Annotated in this window: 22 protein-coding genes; 15 read left to right on the top strand and 7 right to left on the bottom strand. The window is 37.4% G+C overall.

Annotated features, from left to right (window positions below; all coding sequences use genetic code 11):
• Positions 1–10: 10 nt before the first annotated feature.
• The 4 genes from IPH52_21865 to IPH52_21850 form a co-directional block, all read right to left on the bottom strand.
• Positions 11–1,195, bottom strand: coding sequence for a transcriptional regulator (locus IPH52_21865; protein MBK7057648.1), 1,185 nt, complete (start codon positions 1,193–1,195; stop codon positions 11–13).
• A gap of 177 nt (positions 1,196–1,372) precedes the next feature.
• A complete protein-coding gene (locus IPH52_21860; protein ID MBK7057647.1) occupies positions 1,373–2,086 on the bottom strand; it encodes a hypothetical protein in 714 nt (237 codons plus the stop codon).
• Between the two features lie 5 nt (positions 2,087–2,091).
• A complete protein-coding gene (locus tag IPH52_21855; GenBank protein ID MBK7057646.1) occupies positions 2,092–3,195 on the bottom strand; it encodes a hypothetical protein in 1,104 nt (367 codons plus the stop codon).
• A 159-nt stretch (positions 3,196–3,354) separates the two neighbouring features.
• A complete protein-coding gene (locus tag IPH52_21850; protein MBK7057645.1) occupies positions 3,355–4,758 on the bottom strand; it encodes a metallophosphoesterase in 1,404 nt (467 codons plus the stop codon).
• A gap of 335 nt (positions 4,759–5,093) precedes the next feature.
• Between IPH52_21850 and IPH52_21845 the strand changes: the two genes are divergently transcribed.
• A complete protein-coding gene (locus tag IPH52_21845) occupies positions 5,094–5,519 on the top strand; it encodes a hypothetical protein (protein ID MBK7057644.1) in 426 nt (141 codons plus the stop codon).
• Here IPH52_21845 and IPH52_21840 read toward each other — a convergent pair.
• The 3 genes from IPH52_21840 to IPH52_21830 all read right to left on the bottom strand — a co-directional run bounded on the left by IPH52_21840 (position 5,511) and on the right by IPH52_21830 (position 9,333).
• A complete protein-coding gene (locus IPH52_21840) occupies positions 5,511–6,842 on the bottom strand; it encodes a cytochrome P450 (protein MBK7057643.1) in 1,332 nt (443 codons plus the stop codon). The genes IPH52_21845 and IPH52_21840 overlap by 9 nt on opposite strands.
• Positions 6,843–6,844: 2 nt before the next feature.
• Positions 6,845–8,104 (bottom strand): SUMF1/EgtB/PvdO family nonheme iron enzyme, encoded by a 1,260-nt coding sequence (locus tag IPH52_21835; GenBank protein ID MBK7057642.1) that lies wholly within the window; start codon positions 8,102–8,104, stop codon positions 6,845–6,847.
• 125 nt (positions 8,105–8,229) lie between these two features.
• On the bottom strand, positions 8,230–9,333 hold the full coding sequence (locus IPH52_21830; GenBank protein MBK7057641.1) for a DMT family transporter: 1,104 nt from the start codon (positions 9,331–9,333) through the stop codon (positions 8,230–8,232).
• A gap of 177 nt (positions 9,334–9,510) precedes the next feature.
• On the opposite strand from IPH52_21830, the gene IPH52_21825 reads away from it, so the two are divergent.
• The 14 genes from IPH52_21825 to IPH52_21760 all read left to right on the top strand — a co-directional run bounded on the left by IPH52_21825 (position 9,511) and on the right by IPH52_21760 (position 25,592).
• Positions 9,511–12,261, top strand: a complete 2,751-nt coding sequence (locus tag IPH52_21825) for a phosphoenolpyruvate carboxylase (protein MBK7057640.1) — start codon at positions 9,511–9,513, stop codon at positions 12,259–12,261.
• Between the two features lie 26 nt (positions 12,262–12,287).
• Positions 12,288–12,902 (top strand): uracil-DNA glycosylase, encoded by a 615-nt coding sequence (locus tag IPH52_21820; protein MBK7057639.1) that lies wholly within the window; start codon positions 12,288–12,290, stop codon positions 12,900–12,902.
• A complete protein-coding gene (gene murJ / locus IPH52_21815; GenBank protein MBK7057638.1) occupies positions 12,899–14,509 on the top strand; it encodes a murein biosynthesis integral membrane protein MurJ in 1,611 nt (536 codons plus the stop codon). The genes IPH52_21820 and murJ overlap by 4 nt, the downstream gene beginning before the upstream one ends.
• Before the next feature lie 245 nt (positions 14,510–14,754).
• Complete coding sequence (locus tag IPH52_21810; GenBank protein MBK7057637.1) at positions 14,755–15,141, top strand: DUF420 domain-containing protein; 387 nt, start codon at positions 14,755–14,757, stop codon at positions 15,139–15,141.
• 3 nt (positions 15,142–15,144) lie between these two features.
• On the top strand, positions 15,145–15,960 hold the full coding sequence (locus tag IPH52_21805; GenBank protein MBK7057636.1) for a transketolase: 816 nt from the start codon (positions 15,145–15,147) through the stop codon (positions 15,958–15,960).
• A gap of 105 nt (positions 15,961–16,065) precedes the next feature.
• Positions 16,066–17,199 (top strand): ATP-binding protein, encoded by a 1,134-nt coding sequence (locus IPH52_21800; GenBank protein MBK7057635.1) that lies wholly within the window; start codon positions 16,066–16,068, stop codon positions 17,197–17,199.
• 301 nt (positions 17,200–17,500) lie between these two features.
• Positions 17,501–18,403 carry a transglutaminase family protein gene (locus tag IPH52_21795; protein ID MBK7057634.1) on the top strand — a complete coding sequence of 301 codons (903 nt, stop codon included), beginning with the start codon at positions 17,501–17,503 and terminating at the stop codon, positions 18,401–18,403.
• A 130-nt stretch (positions 18,404–18,533) separates the two neighbouring features.
• Complete coding sequence (locus IPH52_21790) at positions 18,534–19,154, top strand: adenylate/guanylate cyclase domain-containing protein (GenBank protein MBK7057633.1); 621 nt, start codon at positions 18,534–18,536, stop codon at positions 19,152–19,154.
• A gap of 202 nt (positions 19,155–19,356) precedes the next feature.
• Positions 19,357–20,388, top strand: a complete 1,032-nt coding sequence (gene hrcA, locus IPH52_21785; GenBank protein ID MBK7057632.1) for a heat-inducible transcription repressor HrcA — start codon at positions 19,357–19,359, stop codon at positions 20,386–20,388.
• Positions 20,389–20,406: 18 nt separating this feature from the next.
• Entirely contained in the window at positions 20,407–21,003 is a 597-nt protein-coding gene (grpE, locus tag IPH52_21780; protein ID MBK7057631.1) for a nucleotide exchange factor GrpE, read from the top strand.
• Positions 21,004–21,026: 23 nt separating this feature from the next.
• Positions 21,027–22,973, top strand: a complete 1,947-nt coding sequence (gene dnaK, locus IPH52_21775) for a molecular chaperone DnaK (protein ID MBK7057630.1) — start codon at positions 21,027–21,029, stop codon at positions 22,971–22,973.
• A gap of 3 nt (positions 22,974–22,976) precedes the next feature.
• On the top strand, positions 22,977–24,083 hold the full coding sequence (dnaJ, locus tag IPH52_21770; protein MBK7057629.1) for a molecular chaperone DnaJ: 1,107 nt from the start codon (positions 22,977–22,979) through the stop codon (positions 24,081–24,083).
• Positions 24,080–25,039: a Gfo/Idh/MocA family oxidoreductase gene (locus IPH52_21765; protein ID MBK7057628.1), complete on the top strand. Its 960-nt coding sequence runs from the start codon at positions 24,080–24,082 to the stop codon at positions 25,037–25,039. The genes dnaJ and IPH52_21765 overlap by 4 nt, the downstream gene beginning before the upstream one ends.
• A gap of 1 nt (position 25,040) precedes the next feature.
• On the top strand, positions 25,041–25,592 hold the full coding sequence (locus IPH52_21760; GenBank protein ID MBK7057627.1) for a YqgE/AlgH family protein: 552 nt from the start codon (positions 25,041–25,043) through the stop codon (positions 25,590–25,592).
• The last annotated feature ends 91 nt before the right edge of the window (positions 25,593–25,683 follow it).

Below are 25,683 nucleotides of genomic sequence, written 5' to 3'. Positions count from 1 at the left end.
AGAAAAGAAGTTATTTCTTCTTTTTAGATTTAGCTTTTAGTTTTACCTTGTTTTTATTGGTTTTTGCCTGCGAAGATTTCTTTGAGGTTAGAGAAGGTTTCTTGGGAGAACCCTTTTTGACTTTCTTACTTTTCGGAAGAGCAGTCCGCTTACTTTCGGAGGCTAAGACCTTTTTAGCAGCCTGTTCTTTTTTTTCTACTATTTTTTTTCTTTTTCTTGGAATTGGGCTAGAAATTTCACGACTGAACTTTTCGTTAATCTTTAGAAGCTTAATCTTATTCTGCAAAGTAGATCTAGGGATTCCAAGTTCATCTGCAGTATGGGAAATATTTTCATCATTTCGTTTGAGCTTTTGAAAAATATAATGGCTTTCAATTTCTTCAATCAGAGTGAGGAGTGGAACATTCATTTGAAATGCTTCTTCCACTGATGGAAAGGTCAACCCGCCTTCATTCATTCGATTCATTCGATTTTGCGGGTCGATGAAATGATACAGAAATCCACTAATGGTTTGTTCGTTCTTAAGAGTAATAATTCTTAATACTAAATTCAAATCTTTTACAAAAGCCTGTATAATTGGAACCGTTGACTTTCGAGATTCCACATCAAGCTCATGGGTTTTGAGGTAGTTTGCAAATAAATCCTGATTGAGTTCTCTAAAATATTTTTCGGTATAGCTTATTGAATCACGGAACATACCACGACCAAGAATATCTACTTCAAATCGTTCATTATAAAAAGTAGTCACACCTTCCTTGTCCGTTGCAAAGAGTGCGTCCGGAAAGCTAGCTAGGACCATAGACATAAATTTGTAGATTGCAGATCTGCTCTCTGTCATCTCTTCGCCCTCTGTTTCTATGTTTTCTGTTTTAATAGAAGGAGTATGGCTAGTTAGCTTGGACACTTCGGCTAGGAAGCGGGGCTTTTCCCATGAGTCTACTTTTTGGGAAAGTGTATTAATTACAGGTATGGTGCGGTTGTTTCGGAAATAATAGATTACACTTTCAGTGATATTGAATTCTAAGAACTGCTCTGGAATTTTTTCGTATTCTTCTATTGTGGATGCGACATCGGCCATCTCCATTAATACTTTTTCTTTGGAGATGAGACCGACTATATCGGAATTTTCATCTACAACAGGAAGATGGCTGACTGGAGTCACCATGAAGTGTTTATAAATAGATTCTATTTTCATAGAGGGGTTATATACTTATGTCATAAATAGCTAAGCACTTTCAAGCTTATTTTAACCTAAGATTACAATAAGAGTGTCATTCTTAAAAATTTTTGTAGGGAATCTCGATATGAATTGAGACCCCCTTTTGAAATATTAGAGGACGACACCCTAATAATTTCTAGCATGAATTTAATGCTATTTGATACTTTTTATTGGACCGGCTGGTTTAGTTTCTTTTGTATCTTTATTTTCTTTTGCAGGACTTGTATGAGTTCCTGCTGGATGTGGCGTATCTGCTGTTTCATTTGCTGGCGAAAAAGTTTTGGAAAGATTCGCATACTTTGCAGGGAGTGGATACTTTGCATTATCAAAAGCAAGCACTGTATAGTTTAGAGCTCGTTTAAATAATTGTATTGCATACTGTAAATTTCCATCTCGTTCAAACTTTGTAGCGTTCGCATAGTCTGCCTTTGCAATCGTATAGTATTCAGAGGATTTTTCTCTCGTGGTAGTGCTTGCTACTGTAGGCTTAGACTTTTTGTCCGATTCTTTCTCTTCGGCGTTAGTTACTTGAGAAGAATAGGCTTCCATCAACTCTTTCGTTTCCGCACTAATGAATGTAGTATAATCTTTCATTGAAGTGGCTAATTTCATTTCTCCAACAGAAAGAGTCTTTTTGATTTTTTCTTTTTCGCCGGATCGATAGGTTGTATCTACTTCATTCGCCATATCTTTTAAGCCCTGCAAATCTTTATTCAATTTTTCAGAGGTAATGATTTCTTGCATGGAAAATAAAAACTTTGCCTTTGAGTCAAAATTCTTTTTTCTATCGACAATATTTCCTTTTGAGTTTGCAGAAATGCTAAATGTAAAAATTAACAAACATATATAAGATAAAATTTTATTCATAGTAATTATTCCTTTTTTTGTAGTGAGTCCACAGGATTGCCTGTATTAGTATTAGTCGGTGGATTTGTTGCTGGTGTTGATTTCACTGGTTGCGATGTGCCGGCACCAGTAGCAGGTGCTGGTTTCGCATTACTTTCTGGTGTTACGGGACCCGGTGAGTCTTTGCGGATAACATTGTTTGTCTCATCAAGAATTGAAATTCGATTGTAAGTAATAATCGCATAGCAATCATCTAGCATTTCCATCAAGTCAAGAGTGCCTGAATTATTTGCTTTAAATTCATAATCCGTTGCACCTTTAGGTCGAGGAAACGTAACTGTTGTAGAAATTTTACCTTCGATGATTTTGTTTTCAATAAAATTTCTAAGCGTCACTTTGATATATTCATAGTCATTCACTTTTCCTTCATTGACAGAATTGTGTAACTCACTGAGTGATTGCTTCTTGTAAGTGTTCTTATCTTCATTCGCCGTTTTAAAATTCATAAGAGCAAGAATCGTCAATCGTCTCGCTCTTCTTGAGGCACGAAATCCATCTTCATAGAGAGATATTTTATTTCTAAACTGATACGGGGCTTGATTCCAACCAAGCTGATAATAGTCTTCAGCGATTTTCAAATCACGAAAAGCAAGCTTCATTAAATGTTTAGAACTATAGTCATTTGACTTTATGATTCTTTGTGCAGCGTAAGCAACTAACACGCGGGTATGCTCTGTATGCCGCTCTAGTGCATCTTCATATAATTCTTTTATTTTTCCCTGTGCTTCTTTGAGAGGCTTGTGTGCTTCCCCATAATCTCCTCGAAAGTATAATAGATTCCCTTCAAAGTCTTTTTGATTGGCTTCTAGAAATTTTCCATAATAAAAGGAATCATCTTTGTCAATGATTCGCTTTGCTGCCGCTTCTGGCTTTATTTTTGTATTTGCATAGTCTGTAAGCTTTTCGGGCTCCGCTTGCGGCTTAATAAGATTACTCAGAACTACGTTGATAAATTCAAAGTGAATTTTGTTTTCATTGATAAGAATATTGAGATTATCCATATCAGGAGAGACAGAAAATAAAGAAGGACTCACGATAAAAAGAGTTAGAAGCAAAATTAAACGTTTCATTTCATACCTGGTTGCAATTGTTTTTGTCTGTAGATGCTAGCATAAGAAACCGACACTATAGAGTATCGGTCAGAAGATGCTTATAAGAAAGTTTAAAATTGAACTTGCTTTCGTTGATTTTATCAAAAAAGTAGCTACGGCGTTTTCCAGAGGGCAATATTACTTGCTAATTCTATTTTTAATGACCAATCTTTTATTTTGAATTCCCAAATCGACGGACTTAGTGAAATCAGCAAAGGTCTTAGATTTTAAATTTATTTTTTCAACCAACTTTTGAAACAGTGGATTTTCGTTTTCTGTGGTTTCTAATTTAATTTCCAAATCTGTCTCATTATAGAGTCTTAGTAAAACGGTATTTTTATCTTCATCAATGAGAGTGATTGCTCCCCCTACTTGCTTTTGTGGTAAAACTGTATCAATCACCCATCCGCCAGTGTTAATAATTCCAATTTGTTCGGGATAGCCAGTTTCAGCAAATCCAGATTCCATTTTACAAAACGGCTTATGCGTATGTCCAAATACAAATTCCATTTTTTTCGGCAAAACATTCTTATTCTCATGCATGAACTGCAACTTCAAAGGTCCAGTGATATATGCTCGTAATCCACTCATTGCATCCTTTCCGAGAATATCATCTGTTAGCCCTCTCTCATTTACAGCAATCTGACTCACTACCTTCGTCAATATATATCCAATGATTGGCTTGAGCATATTTTGTAATGAACTAGGGAAATCTCCTCGCTTCAATAAGTATGTGACAAGATTATTTGCAAGTTCATTGAGTGCCTTCTCATCTTGTAGCATATCATACATGATCCCAATGCTAGTTCCTACATCCCCCGAGCGTCCTAGCACAGACCAGAAAAAGTCTATCCAGGCAAAATTCTCTCTCTCAATCTGATCTATCGTTTCAGGAAAAGATTTAGAATTAAGTAAGATTGATTGTAAATTGCTCATCAAGTAATAAATATTTTCTATAAAATGTCCATGTGAGATGACAACGTATTTTTCTGTATCACGATTCACGAGAGTCAGGTTGGGGTAAACTGTCATTGCCCGCCCGTCTCGTAAATTTTTATGACGTTGCATTAGAATGGTTATGAATCTTGACTTAAGTGGATTGGGCTTAATCATTTTAGTATGATGCCAAGGTGGTTCAATGAATTCACCGGGTTCTAGCTTAGTCATATATTCTAGATATTGTCTTTCCCTCGCTGTCTCCCATAGATGGTGGTCATGATTGCCGGGAATAAAAATCATTTTATCAGAGAATAATTCCCGTCTGCTTTTAATAAAAGCAAGTTCCAAAAAGGAATCAAACGTCATCACTGCCTCATTTGTGTTGGCAAGGGCTAATTCGAATATATCCCCATTCAAAATAAATTTGGCTTTTCTTTTTTTATTTACTTTCGATATTATTTCTTCTAATATATTTAGAAAGTGAATTAAAACATCCGATTTTTTTCCTGAATCCAATTTACCATCGGATGAAGTGTAGGTTAATAGACTATTATACGCACCAAAGTGCAAATCAGATAAACAGATATATTGAATATCAGCCATTCATAATTCCATTACATTCAAAATATTTTTGTTCATTTAAAATTCCTCGGTGTAATATTCCATTCTCAGAATAAAAGTCCATTATTAACTCACCTTACGCAAGGTGAGTGACCAGCGTGCCCAGCGCTGGATGTGTGGGTTACACCTAACGGTGGGTTCGCCAAACTCAATGTTGCTTCCGAGTGGGCGCAACATAAGGCGGGCTATTGATTCTATTAATTCATTAGATTTATCTAATATTATTACTTTCATTAAATTTTCCATAATTTTATTGCTTTGCGTAGGTGAGTTATTAAATTCTTGCATTTTTACAAATATATCTTTTTCATGAATGAATGCATAATCTTTTAAAAGGTATAATAGTTTCCATTCTTTTACTTCTAGGACTTGGGATTTTCTTATATCTAATCGGATTGAAAGAAATAGGAGAATTGGGAGCATTGACAATACTCATTCCTGCGTTTCCAATCATAGGATTAGTATTAGGCTATGCTGGCACAAAAATAAAAACAAAACGATTGAGAAAACTTCTACTCATAGGAATCCTTTTGGTCTACTGCGCGGCTATAATGCTTTCCTTTGTTCTTATAACTACAGATGATTCAAATATGATTAAGACTAGCGAAATGGCTTCTTCTATTTTTTTCTTATCGACAGTGGGATTCATTATTTACGGAATTGCCATTCTTCCTTTTCTTACACTTGGAGTTTTTTTTCTAGAACGTTGGACAAGACCGAAAGAGGAATCCTCATCATCCTAAATTCATTTTCAATCCATACTTCGTTCGTAAAGTAACTAATGGCTCCTTCTCAACTTTTTGATCAGGAGCGACTAATGGCTCGTAAACTCTTAAAATAGAAGCAAGTATCATCATAGCCTCCGTAAAAGCAAAGTTATTGCCTATACATATTCTCGGTCCACCGCCAAATGGGATGTAGGCGAAGTTGTGTCTTTTAGTTTCGTTCTCAGGAAGAAATCTATCTGGATCAAATTTTTCAGGCTCATCCCATATTTCCGGATTATGATGAACTGCATAAGTGCAAATGGAAATTAGAGAGCCTGCGGCTACTTTCGTTTCACCAATAACATCATCGCCAATCGCATTTCGTTCTATAATCCATACGGGAGGATAAAGACGCATAGACTCTTGCAAAACTCTCCCCGTCAAAGATAGCTTTTCTAAATCTGCCATTGAAATTTTACCAGTTAAAGGAATATTACTTCGAATTTCCTCGATGACTTTTTTTCTAATTTCAGAATGCTCCGATAAAAGATAGAATGTCCATGTGAGTGCATTCGAAGTAGTCTCATGCCCTGCTAGTAAAAACGTAACCACTTCATCTTGAATTTGCTTTTGACTCAGTCCTAGACCCGTTTCTTCATCCCGCGCATAAATCAAAGTATCCAGTAAATCTTTTACTCTTTCTCCAGAATTAATTCGATTTGAAATAATTTTGCTTACGACACCATTCAGATCACGAACAGCTTTTTTTAACCTTAGATTTGCAGGAATTGGTAGGAAGTATGGAATTCTAATTGGCGATTGGATACGCTTTGTTACTTCCTCAAGAGCAATGCCCATAGAGCGGTCTACAATGTGAGCGTCTTCATCTAGCTTTGCACTAAATAAGGCTCCTCCTACAATTCTAAACGTTAGCCGCATCATCTCTTTTGCCATATCGATTTGAGTTTTGCCTTTCCAATCTTGTATAATTGAATCAGCCTCTTCAAAATAAATAGGAATAAATCCTTCTATCGAGCTTTTCTTAAACGCTGATTGAGCAAGCCTACGATTTTTCTTCCACTCACTCCCCTCACTGGTTAATAAGCCTTTGCCTATAATGATTTCCAATTCCTTATAGAAAACACTCTTCGTATAATTACTGTTATTCTCTTGCAACACATAACGAATTAAACTAGGATCTCGGAGCAAATACATATTTAACCCTAAAAGATTAAAATGAAACATATCTCCATGAGATTCAAATTGTGACACGAAAAAGCCAATCGTATCTGTTTTTAGCATTTTACTTTTTTTAAATGCTTTCCATCCTGTAACACTCGGTATTGGTTGTTTGATCATACTTAATTCAAATCCTTAACTAACCTAAACCCAGCTCTTCTGTCCTCCGCCAAATTAGGATTACCCCCGTAGGAGCGAAAATAAACTGTAGAAGATTTTTTATCATCAAAAAAAGATCCACCCCTAATAACTTTGTATTGTTTTCCAAAAGCAGGATTCTTTGTAAAATGTCCTTCATAAGCAGCATACCAACTGCTTGTCCACTCTGCGGCATTACCACACATTCCAATGACACCAAACGGACTAGCACCCTTAGCCGCTAACTCATAAACAGAGACTGTATCGTTAATTTTGCTTTCTTTTGTATTGCAAAGGAGAGAGTCAAATTTATTTCCAAATGGATATTTAATAGTTTGTAGTTCGATTGTATAAGACTCATCTCTCTTTAAAGTCCTAGTTAGTCCTTGTCCACGCGCGGCTTTTTCCCATTCAAATTCAGTTGGAACTCTTTTACCTGCCCAAGAAGCATAACGCTCTACTTCCCTATAAGAAAGAGACACCACTGGATGATGCTCTTTTCCGTCCGGATACTTTCCATTCACCCAATAAAGTGGTGCCTTTGCATTTGTATCACGCAGATAACGGGCATATTCCTCATTTGTGACTTCATACTTATCAATATAAAAGGAAGCAATCTCCGTCAAATTGGTATCGTCTGGTGACTGAAAAGCAGGATTATAATTATCCAATTCTCCATCTGAGCCTTGACCAAAAATAAAAACTCCAGAGGGAATAAGAATCATTTCTTTTTTATCTATTGGGTGAATAAATGTCTTTGACGGCGAAGTGATATTATCCTTAAAGAAAGCCGAAGGATCTAGGTAACTTTCTTCATACCTAGTCATAGAAATTGTAAAATCATTTGAAATAAAGCTATAATGTGATTTCTTACCTAAGTCAAATTTTCCATTCAATAAAATCTGATAGTCGGTTCTTTTATTTTTTTCGATTTCTTTTTCTAGTTCAACGTTAGTAACAATAAAGTATCCGATTTTTTTATTCGTTACCTTTTGTCTCAATTCGAATTTTTTCTTTTTAAGAATGCCTGCTTTAATTTCTTCAAAGTTAGCACCAACCCATTCCGGATTATGCGAAATGAGAGTTCTAACAGCACCCTTGTCTTTGTAAATTCCAGTAATTTCCCCTTCCCACAAAACGATTCGATTCATTTCTGATTTATCAATTTTGGCTGGAGTTTCTGCGTAAAAAATTTCTGTCTGAAATAAAAGTAAAAAGGAACTGAGTAATAGTTTTCTATTCATGAAATTGATCCCAAAAGATATTTGGTAGATTTACTGCACCTAGTTTCATTTTCGGAAGAAAAATGAAACTAACTGCAATAAATCATAAGTGAATAAATGCTTATTAAAGCGAAGAAGAAAGGATTCTATTTCTTAGGAGGCGGTACCGGAGATTTCTTCATATTTTCCACACTGATTCCTAACACCCAAAGAGTAACGAGAAATACTCCCAATGCTTGTTGTAAATTCAATGTTTCATCAATTAAAACTAATGCCATGAGTGCTGTCACTGCAGGACCACTGGCTCCAATTACAGAAGCAAGAGAAGGACCGACAAGTGGAACACCAAAATTTTGAAGGAGATAACCAACGAGCGTCGTTGTTGCAAGAATCAAAGTTCCATACACTAAATCCATTGTATGTGTGGAATCTATTTGGTAATTCATAAAAGGAAGAATCGCTCCACCCAATAGAAGGATAATAGAAAAATTCACGATAGTGAAAGGTGCGGGATGCATCTTAGCATTTTTAATCATAATGATATACCCTGCAAACGCTATTCCAGACATTGCCGCAGTCGAAGCACCTAGCACAAAGTTGCCTTCCCCTTTCGGTGTAAATGCAGCCGCAGGTATTGTCATAAACCCACCGATATAAATTGTAACCATGGCAAAAACAAGCGGAAGAGAAGGTCTATCACCAAACAGAGCCCACATAAGTAAAATGGTAATGGTAGGATAAATGAAAAAAATCGTTGTAGCAATACCTGTAGGAATTGAACCTAGTGCAACATACATACAAAGCTGAGAGCAAAATAGGAAAAAACCGCTACTTAAAACACTTAGGAATCTTGTTTTGTTTTCCGGCTTAGGTAAATCCCTGATATCCTGCCAGGTATTTTTATGGAGTCTTGGCGCTACAATGAATGCCATAATCGGCAATACAACCGCGCAACGTAAAACTAAGATAAGAAGAGAATTGGATAAACTAGAATTTAGCACAATTCCATCAAATAATCCAAAAAGAGACTTAGGACTTAGAATCACACGCGTTACAACATTCTGAAAAGAAAGGAGTAAAGAAGAAGTAAGAATTAGAATCAAGCCCTTTGTTAAGTGACTATGCTGATGCGCTACCGGGGGAGGTGTAATAGGTGGCGCCGTTGTTTGTTCGGATTCGGTTGAAGTCTCTATCGCCTCAACCTTTGGAGACGTATTTCGATTTGAAGTTCCAGGTTTCTTTTTTGGCATTTATAATATTCCCTTCCGCAAATATCGGCAATTCTAAGGTAAAAAATTCAACGAATAAAGACGGTTATTAGATTAAATGATGATATGCTTCCTTTTTTTACCACCTGTCAAGTTTTTTTTAGTAGCGAAGTAGATAATTAAAAATATGGTAAATTATTATACAGGAGACCAATTGGTATGCAAAAAGAAAAGAAAATAGATAAAGTCCAAAGCGATTTACACTTTTTAATGTCTTGTTTCAAAGAAGTTTTGATTGAATTAAAAGAAGATGACCTAGCAGCAAGCTTGCCTTGGATCGAAGGAAATAAGATTTCCTCCTATTTTGAAACGGAAGAGTCAAACCTACCTTTGCGAGCATCACAGGCATTATCAATTTCTTTCCAACTTCTAAACATGGTAGAGGAAAATGCTGCTACTCAATTTAGAAGATCTGTAGAAATCGAAAGTGGAATTGATTTTATAGTTGGCTCTTGGGGAGAGCATATCAAAAGACTGCGTGAGCATGGGCTCGGCGGAATTGAAATTTCAAAGACCTTTTCGGAAGTGCATGTGCAACCAGTTTTAACGGCTCACCCTACCGAAGCAAAACGAGCTACAGTTCTAGACCAACACCGAGAACTATACCTACTTCTAGTCAAACGAGAAAATCCAATTTGGACTCCAGCCGAAAAAGAAAATCTTAGAAATGAAATTAAACTCTGCTTAGAAAGACTTTGGCGTACAGGTGAAATTTACTTACAAAAACCAGACATCAATTCAGAAAGAAAAAATATTATCCATTATCTAAAAAATGTATTTCCTAGTGCGATTATTTTGCAGGATAAAAAATTAAAACAAGCCTGGTTAGAAAACTCCTTTGATCCAACTCTTATCAATCGAATTGAAAAATTACCGCGAATTAGTTTTGGGAATTGGGTAGGCGGAGACAGAGATGGACATCCATTAGTAACCGCTACTGTTACAAAAGAAACACTCTTAGAATTGCGTGAAACAGCTCTTAACCTCATTCACACTCAGCTTTTACACCTTGCATCTCGTCTCAGTCTTTCAGAGAATTTACATTCTGTTCCAAGAAGACTCTTGCAGTATATATCAGAATGGACTGTAATATTAGGCGAAGTGGGGAAAAGATGTATTAGCCGTAATCCAAACGAACCCTGGCGACAATTTGTAAATATTCTATTAGCTAGAACTCCAATCTCTTCTAAAGAAAATTCAGAAAATGAATTTACTTACCTGGATCACTTTACTTTATTAAAAGACATTGCCCTGTTGCGAGATTCTCTTTTAGAAGTAGATGCATTTCGAATTGTGGAATATGATATTTTTTCGCTAGAAAGAATTGTGCAAACATTTGGCTTTCATTTAGCATCACTAGATATAAGACAAAACAGTGAATTCCATGACAAAGCACTTGCTGGACTTATGAAAGCTTCAGGTAGTAAAAATATTTATTTCTCTGACTGGAATGAGTTTGAGCGTTTACAGTTTCTAAATTCAGAATTGGAATCTGCTCGCCCATTCCTTGGTCCCGGGATGCCACTGGAAGGAGAAGCGCAAGCGGTAAGAGACTGTTATCTGGTAATTGGAGAATATGTAAAAAAATACGGAACTTCTGGAATTGGCTCGCTTATAGTTAGTATGACAAGAAAGCTCTCGGATCTACTCGTTGTTTACCTCTTCGCTAGAGAAGCAGGGCTCGTTATGAACACTACAGAAGGACTTGTTTGCCTTTTGCCAGTAGTTCCGCTATTTGAAACCATCGAAGATTTAGAAAAATGCGCACCGATTATAAATGAATTTTTATCTCATCCCATGACAAAGCTAAGCCTAGCCTATCAATCTTTTCCCGATGGAATTCCTACCCAACAAGTAATGCTAGGATATAGTGATAGCAATAAAGACGGCGGAATAATAGCAAGTCAATGGTATCTTTACAAAGCACAAATGGAAATTGACGAAATAGGAAGAAAACACGGAGTGAAGATTAATTTCTTTCATGGGCGAGGCGGGAGTATTAGCCGCGGTGGAGGAAAGACTCATCATTTTCTAGATGCGCTTCCTCATCCAACACTAACGGGTAATATCCGTTCAACGATACAAGGCGAAAGCATTGCGCAACAATTTGCAAACTTAATCAATGCTACTTATAATTTGGAATTATTAGTTTCCGGTGTAACGGGTGTTAGCCAACGGCACCGGATAATCAAGAAAACCCCCGTTCATCTAGAAAACTTAGTTCAAGGTCTAGCTGAGAAAAGTCGCAAGGTATATGAAAGCTTAGTTCGATCAGAAGGTTTTATGATTTTTTATAGTCAGGCTACTCCAATTGATGCATTAGAAAATAGTCGAATTGGATCTAGACCAGCGCGTAGAACAGGCAAACGTTCTTTAAAAGATTTGCGAGCAATACCCTGGGTATTTAGCTGGAATCAATCCCGCTTCTTTTTGCCTGGCTGGTTTGGTGTAGGCAGTGCGTTAGCCGACTTACAAAAGAAATCTCCTGATTCATTTTCCATTTTGCAAAAAGAAATTATTACATGGCCTTTCTTTCGATACTTGATGATGAATGTTGAGACAAATGTGTATAATGCGGACAAGGAAATCATGCTATTATACGGTCAACTTGTAGACGATGAGCATGTGCGAGAAAAATACCTAAATCAAATTATTACTGAATACGATAAAACAAAAGAAATGCTATCGATTCTTTTTGAATCAACTACAGAAACAAGAAGACCAAGAATGTTCAAAACTTTATTCCTTAGAAGTTCCGGCTTAAAGAGCTTACATTTAATGCAGATAAATCTTTTAAAGGAATGGAGAGAAAGGTTGCACGAACATAACGTAGCATCTGCTGATAATCTTTTGATTGAATTATTACTATCAATTAATGCTATTGCCAGTGGGCTTAGAACAACCGGTTAATCTCTATTATCCAGTAAGAATAAACTATGAAAGCAGAAAAATTAGAGAAACTCAAACAAATAGCAGATGTTTGCACAAAATGCAAATTATCCACAACACGAACGAAAGTAGTTTTCGGGGAAGGAAACCCCGAAGCGGAACTTTTATTTATTGGCGAAGGTCCGGGTCGGCAAGAAGATATTACCGGGCGACCCTTTGTCGGAAAAGCAGGAGAGCTATTAACGAGGCTAATCGAAAAAGCTATGGGCGTTTCGCGTTCTTCTATCTATATAGCAAATATAGCGAAGTGTCGTCCTACGGAAGACTTAAAGATGGAAAAAGATAGAGCGCCCGATCAAGAAGAAGTTGCCGCATGCAGTCCTTACCTTTTGCAGCAAATCGAAATTATCCAACCAAAGGTAATTGTTACTCTCGGAAATCCATCTACAAAGTTTTTACTCAAAACGCAAGATGGAATTACAAAACTTCGAGGAGTTTGGGCGGATTACAACGGTATACCCGTTATGCCAACCTATCATCCTAGCTATGTAATTCGAAATGGCGGAGAAAATAGTAAAGTCCAACAGGATGTGTGGAATGATCTATTAAAAGTAATGAATAAATTAAACTGGGAACCAAAAGTTAAAATCAAGTGGAAATAGAAAAAAAACAAACTAGCTCAGCAGCAAAAAGTCTCGCTCTTTCCTTTTATACATTTCTCTCTCGGATACTCGGTCTTATCCGTGATCATTATATGGCAGTGAGTTTTGGAACAGGATTTGTCGCTTCCGCTTTTTCTGTTGCTTATCGGCTTCCAAATATGTATCGGAATCTATTAGCAGAAGGAACTTTATCTCAATCCTTTATGCCAATCTATTCAGATGCAAGTAAGATTAGTGAGGAAGAAGCAAGAGTCATGTCCGGTGCAATGCTTTCTTTTTTAAGTTTTATGCTATTAGTCTTTGTGGGCATATTTGTATTATTCGCACCTTATCTACTTCCGTTACTAGTAGGAGGAACAGAAGAATATTCCAACCTTGTAATCGAACTTTCCCTGATCTTATTTATTTTGATTTTTACTGCAAGCTTATCTTCTATCTTCATAGCCATAGCAAACTCAAAGCAAAAATTTTTCGTTCCCTCTCTATCTCCGATCATTTTAAATCTAAGTTATTTATTTGTATTCCTTGTAGTGTTTCGTTTTTTCGATGATACCTTAGAAAGAGTAAAGGTATTATCTTTTGGAATTGTTTGCGGCGGTTTCTTCCAATTAGTCGTTCAAGCTCTCTACATCAAAAAATTAAATTTGGCGCCTAAAATAAACTTTCATTGGAAACATCCTGCCATTAAGAAGATATTAACATTAATGCTTCCCGCTGTAGTAGGCGGTGGGTTTTATCAGATTAGTCTATTAGTAGATATTTTTCTAGCAAATTATATCCAAAACCAAAACCCGGGGCTTGGAGCTGTGGTTAGTCTCGATTATTCGCAAAGACTCATCCAACTACCAACAGGAATAATAGGAGTAGCACTTGCGACTACTACTTTGCCAGGTCTACTTGCAAGCCTGAAAGAAGATCGCAAAGATTCGATACCAGCAGAGCTAGCAGATACTCTTTGTTTTGCGCTTTATCTCACAATTCCTGCTGCACTCGGTTTTATATTCATGGGAGAAACAATCGTAGACGCAATATTTTATGGTGGCAAATGGGATAGTAAATCTACAGCATCTACCATTCAAGCTTTGCAATTTTATTCGGTTGCCATTCCTGTTTTTAGTATGAATAAAATCTTAACTTCTTCTTTTTATGCATTTAAGGACACAAAGACACCGCTACAAATCAATATGATTTCATTTAGTATAAACATTGGGCTCAATTTGATTTTGATGAATTTTCTAAAACATGCAGGGCTTGCTCTTTCTTCTACAGTAGCGGCATACATCACGTTTACCTTTCTATTTCTAAAAATGAGAAGACATGAGATTCATATTCCGATTCACGAAATTCTAAAACGTCTTTCTAGAATTCTAATTCCAATTACAGCACTCACTCTCTGGCTTGTGTTCGTAGAGCAATTCTTAGATATAAAAAATCTATTGTCTCTACGAGAAATCAATCTTGCCCATGAAAATATTGCTAGAGTAAAAGCCTGTGTTGGAATCATTCCTTCTATTGTTCTCTACTTTGTATTTTCAAAACTGGCAGGACTTCATGAGTTTGATTTAATCTTTGGAAAAATACTTAGAAAGTTGAAGAGGAAGAATTAGACACAGAGACCCAGAGTGTTAGAGAATTTGTATCACTTTTATTCTAATATTTCCATGACAGAGAATGGTAAAGAAGGCGGATTTAAAAAATTGATTTGTAATTACTTAGCAATAAACTTAAATTTTGAAAACAAACATTGTTCTGTGCGATTTACTCTCTTACTACTTCTCTGTGTCTCAGTGCCTCTGTGGCAAAACCCTTTTTTTCAATTGAAAAACACTAATACTATAATTTTATGACATACATGAACTTATACCTAATCAATACAGGCATGACTATATCTGTTATTTGTTTTTATATTGGGTATTTTTTTAGAAAATCAAACAACCCACTTCATCGCAAAATAAATATCGCAGGAGTGGTTATTAATCTAATAACCGCAATTTTCTTATTAACCCATAAATATTTAATGAACGGAATCGAAGCAGCAGGAATTTTTCCAACTGTTCCACCTACAATTATTTTAATTCACCGATTCTTTGCGGCGGTGAGTTTGGTATTAATGCTTACCATGGCATACACAGGAATTACAAGAAAAGCAGAAACTCATAAAAAACTGCACTTTATATTTCTACCTCTTTACACTATCGTATTCATATCTGGACTTTTTATTTTTGAAACAAGGAATTAAAACATGAACAACCAGGAATTAAAAAACAAAGCAAGAGAAATCAGAGAAGAAGTTATCAAGATGGTAACAGCGGCTAAGTCCGGTCATCCAGGAGGACCACTTGGTCTTGCAGATATTTATTCTGCTTTGTATTTTAAAATTCTAAAGCACGATCCGAAAAATCCAAATTGGGAAGAAAGAGACAGACTAATTCTTTCGAATGGACATGTATGTGCCGTGCGTTATGCGTCAATGGCTCTTAGCGGTTACTTTCCAGTAGCCGAACTTTCTACATTTAGAAATATAAAGAGTCGTTTACAGGGACATCCTTCCATTACTTATATGGATGGACTGGAAACATCTAGTGGCTCACTCGGTCAAGGGCTTTCGATTGCAACTGGAATTGCACTTGGTCTTCGTCATCAAAAGAAAACAAATCGAATCTATGCTTGCATCTCTGATGGAGAGTGTGGAGAGGGAATGACCTGGGAAGCCGCTCAATCAGCAGTTCATTACAAATTGGATAATCTTATCGCCTTCATGGACAGAAATTTCATTCAGATTGACGGGAACACGGAAGATGTTATGCGCCTCGAGCCACTACCACAAAAGTTTCGCACCTTCGGTTGGAATGTAATTGAAGCAGATGGCCACAATATGGAGGAGATTCTTTCCTCTTTCGAAAAGGCACAAACCCACAAAGGCTCTCCTACTCTCATCGTATTTAGAACCATAATAGGAAAAGGTGTATCCTTCATGGAAAATAAGGCAGAATGGCATGGAACTCCTCCGAATGCAGACCAAGCTAAGCAAGCTCTAGAAGAACTAGCCAAGACCTAAAAACACAGCCACTCTTCTCTAACTCCATTTTGCGTCGCAATATGGAGTTGACAACTCCATATTGCGACGTAAAATGGAAGTATCAACTCCGAAATGAGGCGCATTATGGAACCATTTATTCGAGTATTCCCAATTCCTAAAGAAAGTTTCTTTCTCCTTGGTCCGAGAGGAACGGGAAAAACAACTTTTCTTAGGCAAAGATTACCCATTGCACAATATCTTGATTTCCTAGACCCAGAAACATTTCGCCAATACAAAAGTAGACCAGAAATTCTGAGAGAGCTAGTAGATGGAAATCCTATCACAAAAATATTTGTTTTAGATGAGATTCAAAAAATTCCAGAAGTGCTATCAGTTATCCATTCCCTGATAGAAGAAAAGAAGGGAATTCAATTTATCCTGACAGGCTCTAGTGCCAGAAAATTAAAACAGTCAGGAGTAGACCTACTCGCCGGTCGCGCTTTGTATTTTAAAATGCATCCATTTACAGCTTCGGAATTGGGAGATGCATTTAGCCTGGAAAAGGCATTAGACATAGGTCTTCTTCCCCTTGTATATTTCAAAGACGATCCCAAAGAAGTTTTACGAGCCTATCTAGGACTCTATATTAAAGAAGAAATTCTTGCAGAAGGACTTGTGCGCAACATTGGAAGTTTTTCTAGATTCTTAGAAGCGGCCAGTTTTTCCCACGGAAGTATATTAAATACTTCTAATATTGCAAGAGAATGTGGAGTGGAGCGCAAAACTGTGGAAGGCTATCTTTCTGTTTTAGAAGATTTACTTCTCTCTTTTACACTTCCCGTATTTTCTAAGAAGGCAAAAAGAGAATTAGTAGCCCATAGAAAATTCTATTTTTTCGATGCAGGAGTCTTTTCTCAAATTCGTCCCAAAGGTCCTCTCGACTCACCACAAGATATGTATGGTCCTTTACTCGAAGGATTAGTGGCACAACATCTAAGAGCCTATATTGACTCGACTAAAAAAGATTGTAGTCTTTCTTATTGGCGAACCCGCTCTGGAGTGGAAGTCGATTTTGTTTTGTATGGGGAGAATACATTCAAAGCAATTGAAGTAAAAAACTCAGCAAAGATAAATGACGCCGATTTACGTGGACTAAAAAGCTTCCAGGAAGATTATCCAATGTGCGAGACAATCTTTCTCTACCGGGGAAAGGAACGACTAAAAAAAGGGGAAATTCTTTGTATTCCAGTAGAAGAATTCTTAAGAGAGTTGAAGTGAGTATGTAAAAGCATGAATTTCTCACAGAGCGCACTGAGAACACAGAGAAAAGATTCAATAAAACCTGCGCTGAGTTTATCGAATGTGTCAATACTCTTTGTGACCTCTGTGTGCTTTGTGAGAGATATTTTCTCTGTTTTTACACAACCCCTTATTTACACAAAGAGACAATAATTTTTTCTTATGTCCTCTAAAAATACTTACTGAAAGTTTTACATCACCCGATAACATTGTTTTAAAAAAGTACTCTTTTTTTTCAAATAGGTTGACGTATTATATTTGTACTAGATTAAATTAAATTATGTTTTCCTACGACCACTCACACGATGAGTTAAACTTTAGCGGAACCAATATAGAAAGAAATTTCTATGAATTAGAGTTTGCGCGTCCTGAAAACAAAACAGATATTATTGTAGAGCTAGCCAAAAAAATTCCCTGGCAGAATCCTGTAATTGATGTCGTTGAAAAGCTTTCTGATCCAACTCTTCGTCTATCTAGTCGCAATTATGTAAATGAAATTCATTCAGAAAGAGTAAACTTCTCTCTCAAACTAATCGCTGAGAAAGGTCACACGAATAACTACAACGATTTGGAGCAAGGTATATTCTTATTATCCTCAATGGGTGATCCAACCGCAACATATAAAAAGTTTAAAGAAACATTAGATAAGCTTGCTTATCGATTAAATGAACTCTTTCAGCTAAATCAGATTATCCTCACTGATGATGTAAAAGTTCATTTACTCTCCCGTGTTCTCTACCAGGAAGAAGGATTTAATGGAAATCAAATCTACTACCATGAGCCAGACAATTCTTTTGTAACTAAAGTTTTAGAAAACAAATTAGGAATCCCTATTTCTCTTTCTGTTGTTTACATTCTAGTTGGAATGAGACTTGGTCTTCCCCTCTATGGAATTAATCTTCCCCTACACTTCATGCTCTATTATGAGTCAAATGACTTTACAACGTTTGTAGATCCATTTAACGCAGGTGTATTAATCGACAAACAAACCTGTATTCGCTTTCTTGAGGCTAATGGCTACAAAGATATTCCAGAATATTTTTCAAAAGCAAGCACACTTACCATTCTTAAAAGAATGTATAACAACTTGATTAATATATACAAGAAAACAGGTCCCGAAGAAATGGAAATGATGTTATTAAAGCAACTAACCATTTTAGAAAACAAAACTCGTTTTACATAAAACGAATTAAGCTTAAAATAAATAAAAAATTTGAATGCTAAAATTTCCATATTAAACTCATCATTTAGATAAATAAACCCGCGGTAGCGAGCCCACTGCTAAGTGCCCTCCGCGTAAGGGAGCGCTAACTATGGCAGACATAAGACATATTATCCGCAGTCGATCAGAAGAAAGACTTAGAAACTTAATTGAAGAAAGAGTAAAACCCGGTTCAAATAAAGCAGACATTGATAAAAGAATCTGGAACCTCTTCGGAGAAAACTGGGCAATTATTTTTACAGACCTATCTGGTTTTTCTCGTAACACAAAAGAATTTGGAATCATTCATTTCCTTCAAATCATTTTTGAATCAGAGCGCATTTTGCTCCCAATCATTTATGAGCATAATGGACTTCTCATCAAAGCAGAAGGCGACAGTCTAATGCTTATTTTCCGCACAGTCCAGGATGCCCTTGAATGCTCTATCAAAATGCAGAAGACTCTTAAAGCGTATAATACCGATAAGCCCGAACACGAAAAAGTCCTACTCTGCGTCGGCATTGGTTACGGTAAAATCTTACGCATTGGTGATGCTGATATATTCGGCGAAGAAGTCAATGCAGCTAGTAAGCTCGGGGAAGACACCGCAAAACGAGAAGAAATTTTACTAACAAAGTCCGCTCTTGCCGAGCTAGGCGATAAGCACAGCTATAAAGTAAATCCTCTTAACATTGATGGTCAATGGGTCGAGGGATTTAAGTTAGAGTATTAGTATCACCTCGACTTTTCTATTAAGGGTATCCAAACAATCATCTTAACAAGAATACAAATCCACCTATAAATCGAAGGAAAATCCCCGGTACGACTGCTTTTTCTTTTTTTCTAAAAAAACTTGACGTAAAAAGGGGGTCTTTGTAAACTTTTTCTAGCAATTAGCACTCTAACCTTCAGAGTGCTAAAAGAGGAGAACTGAGATGGAGATGACACCAAGACATAGAATGATATTGAAAGTCTTAATTGACGACTTTGTTTCAGATAATAAACCTGTTGGCTCGAAGACACTTTCTGAAAGACATGATATCGGATTATCACCTGCTACCGTTCGAAATGTATTTCGTGACCTAGAAGATGGGGGATATATCAACTCACGCCATCATTCGGGTGGGCGAGTGCCTACAGAGCGTGGATATCGCATTTACGTAGACAATTTGATTTCTCTTTATGAGCTCAGTTTAAAAGAAAAACAACGCATTCAGGAAGAGTATTTAAAAAACGAATTCAAGTTAGAGCAGATACTTGCTGTAACCTGCAAAGTGCTTTCTCTATTGTCTTGTAGTGCAGGCGTTGTTTTAGCTCCTAAGAAAAATTTCGATACTCTAAAACACTTAGAACTGATTCATGTAAATGGCGCTGAAGTTTTAATGATACTTGTTACTCGGTCTGGCGTTGTATTACATCATAAATTATTTTTCGAAGACCATGTATCGCAAGAGTCTTTGTATCAAATCTCTCGTTTCCTGCAAGACCATATCAAAGGCTATGATTTAGATGAAATTTTCAATCTCTTCCCTCTTCTTTTACAAAGAAAAGATGCTCCGGAAGATTTTTACAAAATTGCGGATGTATTACAATCTGCTTTTGTTTATGACATGACGGATAACGTTGATTTATATGTCGATGGCTTACAAAACTTATGCGCTAACTTTAAAGATGATGATTCGGATATGCTAGAATCAGTTTTTTCTTTACTCGATGATAAGAAATTACTAAAAGAATTTTTTACAAAATACATTGCTACCGATGGAGTATCCACTTTCATCGGAGAAACAAACAGCGAACATTTGAGAGGAGTATCGATAGTAGCCACAAGCTACCGAATGGGCGAAAAAAGAATTGGCTCTTTAGGAATTATTGGACCACAGAGGATGAATTATACACGTGCTTTACCACTCGTGGATTTTACATCCAAAATTGTTTCAGAAATGATAACAAAAATAAGCAAATAGAAAAGGAGGGGTTTTTAGATGTCTGCAGAAGAAAACGTTGCAACACAAGAAAACGAAACAATGGAAAATACTATAAAAACTGAATCTACTGGAGAAGAAAGACCGGTAGATGCAGAAACGGACAAATCAAGCGTATCCGCAACTCAGGAAGAATTGGAAAAAGCAAAGTTAGAAATTGCTTCCCTTAAAGACTCCTGGCTAAGAGAGCGCGCAGAATTTCAGAATTATAAAAGGCGAACAGCAGCAGAGTATGCTGTAATCAAAAGAGAAGCGGTGAAAAATTTTATCATCAAACTCTTAAACCCAATGGATAATCTGGAAAGAGTTGGAACTGGAGTAAATGCAACAGAAGAAATGAAACCTTTTATTGATGGTGTAGGAATGATTCTACGCGAAATGAATGGCATTTTGGAAAAAGAAAATGTGATGAAAGTAAGCCCTGTAGGACAAGCTTTCGATCCCACAACTATGGAAGCGATTGCTTCGGAAGAGTCGGATGATGTGAAAGAAGAAACAGTCACTGAAGTCTATCAAGCCGGCTATGTTTTTACTGAGAATAATGAGTCTTTTGCGCTAAGGCCCGCAAGAGTGAAAGTAGCAAGGCCGAAATTTTAACAAACTATTAAAGGAGTGATACAATGGCAAAAGAAAAAATTATAGGTATAGATTTAGGAACAACAAACTCATGCGTCGCAGTAATGGAAGGTGGTGACTTTGTTGTAATACAAAACTCTGAAGGAGCAAGAACAACTCCTTCTATCGTAGCGTTTACAGCAAAAGGTGAAACCCTAGTCGGTCAATTCGCAAAAAACCAGGCAATTACAAACGGAGCAAATACTGTGCGCTCTGCAAAACGTTTTGTTGGTAGAAGATTCAATGAAATCACAAATGAAGCGTCTAACGTTTCTTATAAAGTAGTTCGTTCCGGTAACGACGGCGTAAAATTTGAAACTTCTTCTGGAGAATTTACTCCTCAAGAAATTTCTGCAAAAATTTTACAGAAAATGAAAAAGACTGCTGAAGATTATTTAGGAACAACAGTTACTAAAGCTGTTATCACTGTTCCTGCTTACTTCAACGACGAACAAAGACAAGCGACTAAAGACGCAGGAAGAATTGCCGGTCTTGAAGTAGAGCGCATTATCAATGAGCCTACCGCTGCTGCTCTTGCTTATGGTTTTGATAAGAAAAAAGCAAGTGCTAAGATTGCAGTCTATGACTTAGGTGGTGGAACATTTGACGTGAGTGTTCTCGAACTCGGTGATGGAGTATTTGAAGTAAAATCAACCAATGGTGACACTCACCTCGGTGGAGATGACTTTGACCAAGTAGTTACAGATTGGTTAGTAGAAGAATTCAAAAAGCAAACCGGTATTGATATTTCTAAAGACAAAAATACATCTCAACGTTTAAAAGAAGCTGCTGAAAAGGCTAAGATCGAGTTATCCGGAACTACATCCACTCAAATCAACCTTCCATTCATCACAGCAGATGCAAGTGGACCAAAACATTTAGACATGACTTTAACACGCGCTAAATTTGATCAATTGACAAAAGCGTTAGTCGAAAGAACTCGTATTCCTTGTATCAATGCAATGAAAGATGCAGGGCTTGCTGCTTCTGAAATTGATGAAGTAATTCTAGTAGGTGGTTCAACTCGTATTCCAGCAGTTCAAGATTTAGTAAAAGAATTATTTGGTCGTGAGCCAAACAAATCTGTAAACCCTGATGAAGTAGTTGCTGCCGGTGCTGCCATTCAAGCGGGCGTTCTTGCTGGTGAGGTTACTGATGTATTGCTCCTTGACGTAACTCCACTTTCACTTGGTATCGAAACGTTAGGCGGTGTAATGACTAAACTCATCGACCGAAACACTACAATCCCAACTAAAAAATCACAAGTCTTCTCAACTGCCGCTGATAACCAAAATGCAGTTAGTGTTCATGTAATGCAAGGGGAAAGAGAAATGGCAAGAGACAATAGAACTCTTGGTCGTTTTGATTTAGTTGGTATTCCATCTGCTCCTAAAGGTGTGCCTCAAATTGAAGTAACATTTGACATTGATGCGAACGGTATCGTGCATGTATCCGCTAAAGACTTAGGAACTGGCAAAGAGCAAAAGATTCGTATTGAATCTTCGACTGGTCTTTCTGATGATGAAATTAAACGCATGATCAAAGAAGCAGAAGTAAACGCTGCTGCCGATAAAAAAGCTCGTGAACTTGCCGAAACAAAAAATGAAACGGAAAGTCTTGCTTATGCGCTCGAAAAAACTTTGAAAGAAGCAGGAGACAAAGTTCCAGCTAATGACAAACAACTTGCTGAAGATGAAATCAAGCGTGCACATGAAGCAGTTGCAAGCAATGACTTCGACAGAATCAAAGCTGCACATGAATCCATCTCTCAGATAGCTCAAAAGATTGGCTCGGCTATGTATCAACAAGGTTCTCCTGATGGTGGTGCTGCTCCAGGTGGAGATGCTCAAGGTCAAGCAGGAGCGGGTCCATCTGGAAATGCTTCTAACAATGGAAGCGGGGAAAAAGTAGTCGATGCGGATTATACCGTTGTCGATGATGATAAGAAATAATCTATGAGCGACAGAAGCTATTACGAGATACTTGGGGTTTCCAAGACTGCCACTGACGAAGAAATCAAAAAAGCTTATCGTCAGTTGGCAATAAAATATCACCCTGATAAAAATAAAGGTGATAAGGAATCCGAAGACAAATTCAAAGAAGCCACTGAGGCATATGAAGTTTTGCGCGATGCTAGTAAGCGTCGTGCATACGATCAGTTTGGCAAAGCAGGAGTTGGCGCTGGTGGTCCTGGATTTGGTCAAGGGGCTTACACTGATTTCTCCGATATATTCGGAGACTTCGGTGGAATCTTTGAGGGCTTATTTGGGGAAGGGGGAAGAGGCGGTAGACGATCTGGTCCTAAGCGTGGTAGCGATCTACGATACAATCTAGAAATATCTTTAGAAGATGCTGCTTTAGGGAAAGAATTTAAAATTGAAATTCCTAGGGCAGAGACTTGCGGAGACTGCAAAGGAACGGGAGCGTCTAAGGGAAGTAGTCCGCAGACTTGTCCGGATTGTTCTGGTTCCGGTCAAGTGCGTCATTCCCAGGGATTCTTTTCTGTATCCACAACCTGTGGACGTTGCGGCGGACGTGGTCAGGTAATATCCAATCCATGTAAGACTTGCCGAGGCGAGGGGCTAATAGAGAAAAAACGCACAATCAATATTAAAATTCCTCCAGGGGTAGAATCCGGTAGCCGCTTGAAAGTAAGCGGAGAAGGAGAAGCAGGACCGAATGGTGGACCTCACGGCGATTTATACGTTGTTACCCACATCAAGAAACATCCAGTCTTTGAGCGTCAGGGAAATGATTTGATTGTTACGAAAGTAATTCCTTTAGTCATGGCTTGTCTTGGTGGTGAAGTAGAAGTGCCTACCATTGAAGGTAAGAGTATCATGATGAAAATTCCAGAAGGAACTGACCCCGGTCAAGTGTTCCGACTCAAAGGAAGTGGGATTCCTTATTTAGGTTCCTATGGAAAAGGCGACCAACATGTGATAATCAAAGTAGAAGTTCCAAAAAAATTAACAAAAAAACAGCGCGAGCTTTTGGAAGAGTTTGCAAAAGATTCCGATGAGTCTTTTGGTAGTTATATCAAAGGGAAAATATTCAAATGAGTGATAAATTAAAAATTGGCATTATAGGCGTTGGTCACATGGGACAATTTCATGTGAACGTCGCAAAACAAGTATCAGATTCTACGATAGTAGGAATTTACGATGCAGACCCAGCCAGAGTAAAGCTAATCTCTGAAAAATACGGAGTTCCTTCTTTCGCAACTCCGGAAGAATTGATTCAAAATGTGGATGCCGTTGTAATTGCGGCGCCTACTTTTTTACATCATACTCTTTCCAAATTGGCATTGACTGCCGGCAAACACGTATTAGTCGAAAAGCCAATTGCTGAATCAGTAGAGCAGGCAAAAGAATTGGTAGAATTGGCGGCTAAGAACAAATTAATCCTGCAAGTCGGTCATGTGGAAAGATTTAACGGTGCAATCCTTGAACTTGGAAAAATCGTAGATACCCCAATGCTCATTGAATCTAGAAGACTTGCCCCTTTCAATGCACGCATTAAAGATGTCGGTGTTGTATTGGACATGATGATTCATGATATTGATATTGTATTAAATCTTGTGAACTCCGATGTGGTTACTGTTCATGCAGTAGGTCAAAAATTTGTATCAGAACACGAAGATGTTGCAACTGTCGTATTGAAATTTGCGAACGGTTGTGTTGCTACTATTGCTGCTTCTAGAAACACACAGGCGAAAATTCGCACGCTAAACATTACTGACAAGAACGCATACATCAAATTAGACTTTGCAGATCAAGAAATTGAACTTCATAGACAAGCTTCTTCTAATACTCAGATGAGCCTTGAGTCTATTCGATATAAACAAGAGTCCATTGTTGAAAAAATCTTTGTTCATAAAGACAATCCTTTAAAGCAAGAGCATGAGCATTTTGTAAAATGCATTCTTGGAAAGGATACTCCTCAAGTTCAAGGGGATAATGACATTAAGACGCTAGAGATTGCACATAAGATACTGAAAGAAATTTCACAAAAATAAAATGTCTGAAATTTCCCACAAAGGTAAAATCTTAATTTCAAATTCAAGCATTGTAACGGATGATTTCAATAAGTCGGTAGTCTTCATTGTCGATCACGATTCATCCGGTGCATTTGGGTTAGTAGTAAATAAAAAATCTTCTTATCTAATGAGTGAAGTTGTAATGGGGTTACCCGCAGGCATCCAGGACAATCTTATGTATTGGGGCGGACCTGTAGATCACGGGTTTATCAGTATTCTCCACAACAATGCAAATCTGATAGATCCGGGACTCCAAGTAATACCGGGAGTTTTTTTAAGTCGTAGTTATGATTTGCTAATCAAACTTCTAGGCTCTGATGATACTGCCTACCATGTATTTCATGGATATTCTGGTTGGGGTGCCGGACAATTAGAATCTGAATTTGCTCGTAAGTCTTGGGTTTCGCATGACGCAAGTCCAAGAAATATCTTTCATCCAGACCCTGAAACAGTCTGGCGCGATGCCCTCAGGAGCAAAGGCGGTATATACCGCTACTTTGCAGAGCACACAAAAGATCCGTCGTTGAATTAAAAAATGGGATTGCCACCGATGGACACATTGTCATTCCCGAAATTCCACCCTTTCGCTTCGCTCACACTGCCGCCAAGCGATGTCGGGAATC

It is taken from the genome of Leptospiraceae bacterium, from assembly GCA_016708435.1.
Classification (GTDB): Bacteria; Spirochaetota; Leptospiria; order Leptospirales; family Leptospiraceae; genus UBA2033.
Note: the sequence above shows the minus strand (reverse complement) of the source record. Positions and strands in the feature narration are given on the sequence as shown.

Bases quoted from the DNA above. Each gene is read 5' to 3' on its own strand.
- IPH52_21865 (MBK7057648.1), bottom strand. From the start codon at position 1,195: ATGAAAATAGAATCTATTTATAAACACTTCATGGTGACTCCAGTCAGC.
- IPH52_21860 (MBK7057647.1), bottom strand. From the start codon at position 2,086: ATGAATAAAATTTTATCTTATATATGTTTGTTAATTTTTACATTTAGC.
- IPH52_21855 (MBK7057646.1), bottom strand. From the start codon at position 3,195: ATGAAACGTTTAATTTTGCTTCTAACTCTTTTTATCGTGAGTCCTTCT.
- IPH52_21850 (MBK7057645.1), bottom strand. From the start codon at position 4,758: ATGGCTGATATTCAATATATCTGTTTATCTGATTTGCACTTTGGTGCG.
- IPH52_21845 (MBK7057644.1), top strand. From the start codon at position 5,094: ATGCATAATCTTTTAAAAGGTATAATAGTTTCCATTCTTTTACTTCTA.
- IPH52_21840 (MBK7057643.1), bottom strand. From the start codon at position 6,842: ATGATCAAACAACCAATACCGAGTGTTACAGGATGGAAAGCATTTAAA.
- IPH52_21835 (MBK7057642.1), bottom strand. From the start codon at position 8,104: ATGAATAGAAAACTATTACTCAGTTCCTTTTTACTTTTATTTCAGACA.
- IPH52_21830 (MBK7057641.1), bottom strand. From the start codon at position 9,333: ATGCCAAAAAAGAAACCTGGAACTTCAAATCGAAATACGTCTCCAAAG.
- IPH52_21825 (MBK7057640.1), top strand. From the start codon at position 9,511: ATGCAAAAAGAAAAGAAAATAGATAAAGTCCAAAGCGATTTACACTTT.
- IPH52_21820 (MBK7057639.1), top strand. From the start codon at position 12,288: ATGAAAGCAGAAAAATTAGAGAAACTCAAACAAATAGCAGATGTTTGC.
- IPH52_21810 (MBK7057637.1), top strand. From the start codon at position 14,755: ATGAACTTATACCTAATCAATACAGGCATGACTATATCTGTTATTTGT.
- IPH52_21805 (MBK7057636.1), top strand. From the start codon at position 15,145: ATGAACAACCAGGAATTAAAAAACAAAGCAAGAGAAATCAGAGAAGAA.
- IPH52_21800 (MBK7057635.1), top strand. From the start codon at position 16,066: ATGGAACCATTTATTCGAGTATTCCCAATTCCTAAAGAAAGTTTCTTT.
- IPH52_21795 (MBK7057634.1), top strand. From the start codon at position 17,501: ATGTTTTCCTACGACCACTCACACGATGAGTTAAACTTTAGCGGAACC.
- IPH52_21790 (MBK7057633.1), top strand. From the start codon at position 18,534: ATGGCAGACATAAGACATATTATCCGCAGTCGATCAGAAGAAAGACTT.
- hrcA (MBK7057632.1), top strand. From the start codon at position 19,357: ATGGAGATGACACCAAGACATAGAATGATATTGAAAGTCTTAATTGAC.
- grpE (MBK7057631.1), top strand. From the start codon at position 20,407: ATGTCTGCAGAAGAAAACGTTGCAACACAAGAAAACGAAACAATGGAA.
- dnaK (MBK7057630.1), top strand. From the start codon at position 21,027: ATGGCAAAAGAAAAAATTATAGGTATAGATTTAGGAACAACAAACTCA.
- dnaJ (MBK7057629.1), top strand. From the start codon at position 22,977: ATGAGCGACAGAAGCTATTACGAGATACTTGGGGTTTCCAAGACTGCC.
- IPH52_21765 (MBK7057628.1), top strand. From the start codon at position 24,080: ATGAGTGATAAATTAAAAATTGGCATTATAGGCGTTGGTCACATGGGA.
- IPH52_21760 (MBK7057627.1), top strand. From the start codon at position 25,041: ATGTCTGAAATTTCCCACAAAGGTAAAATCTTAATTTCAAATTCAAGC.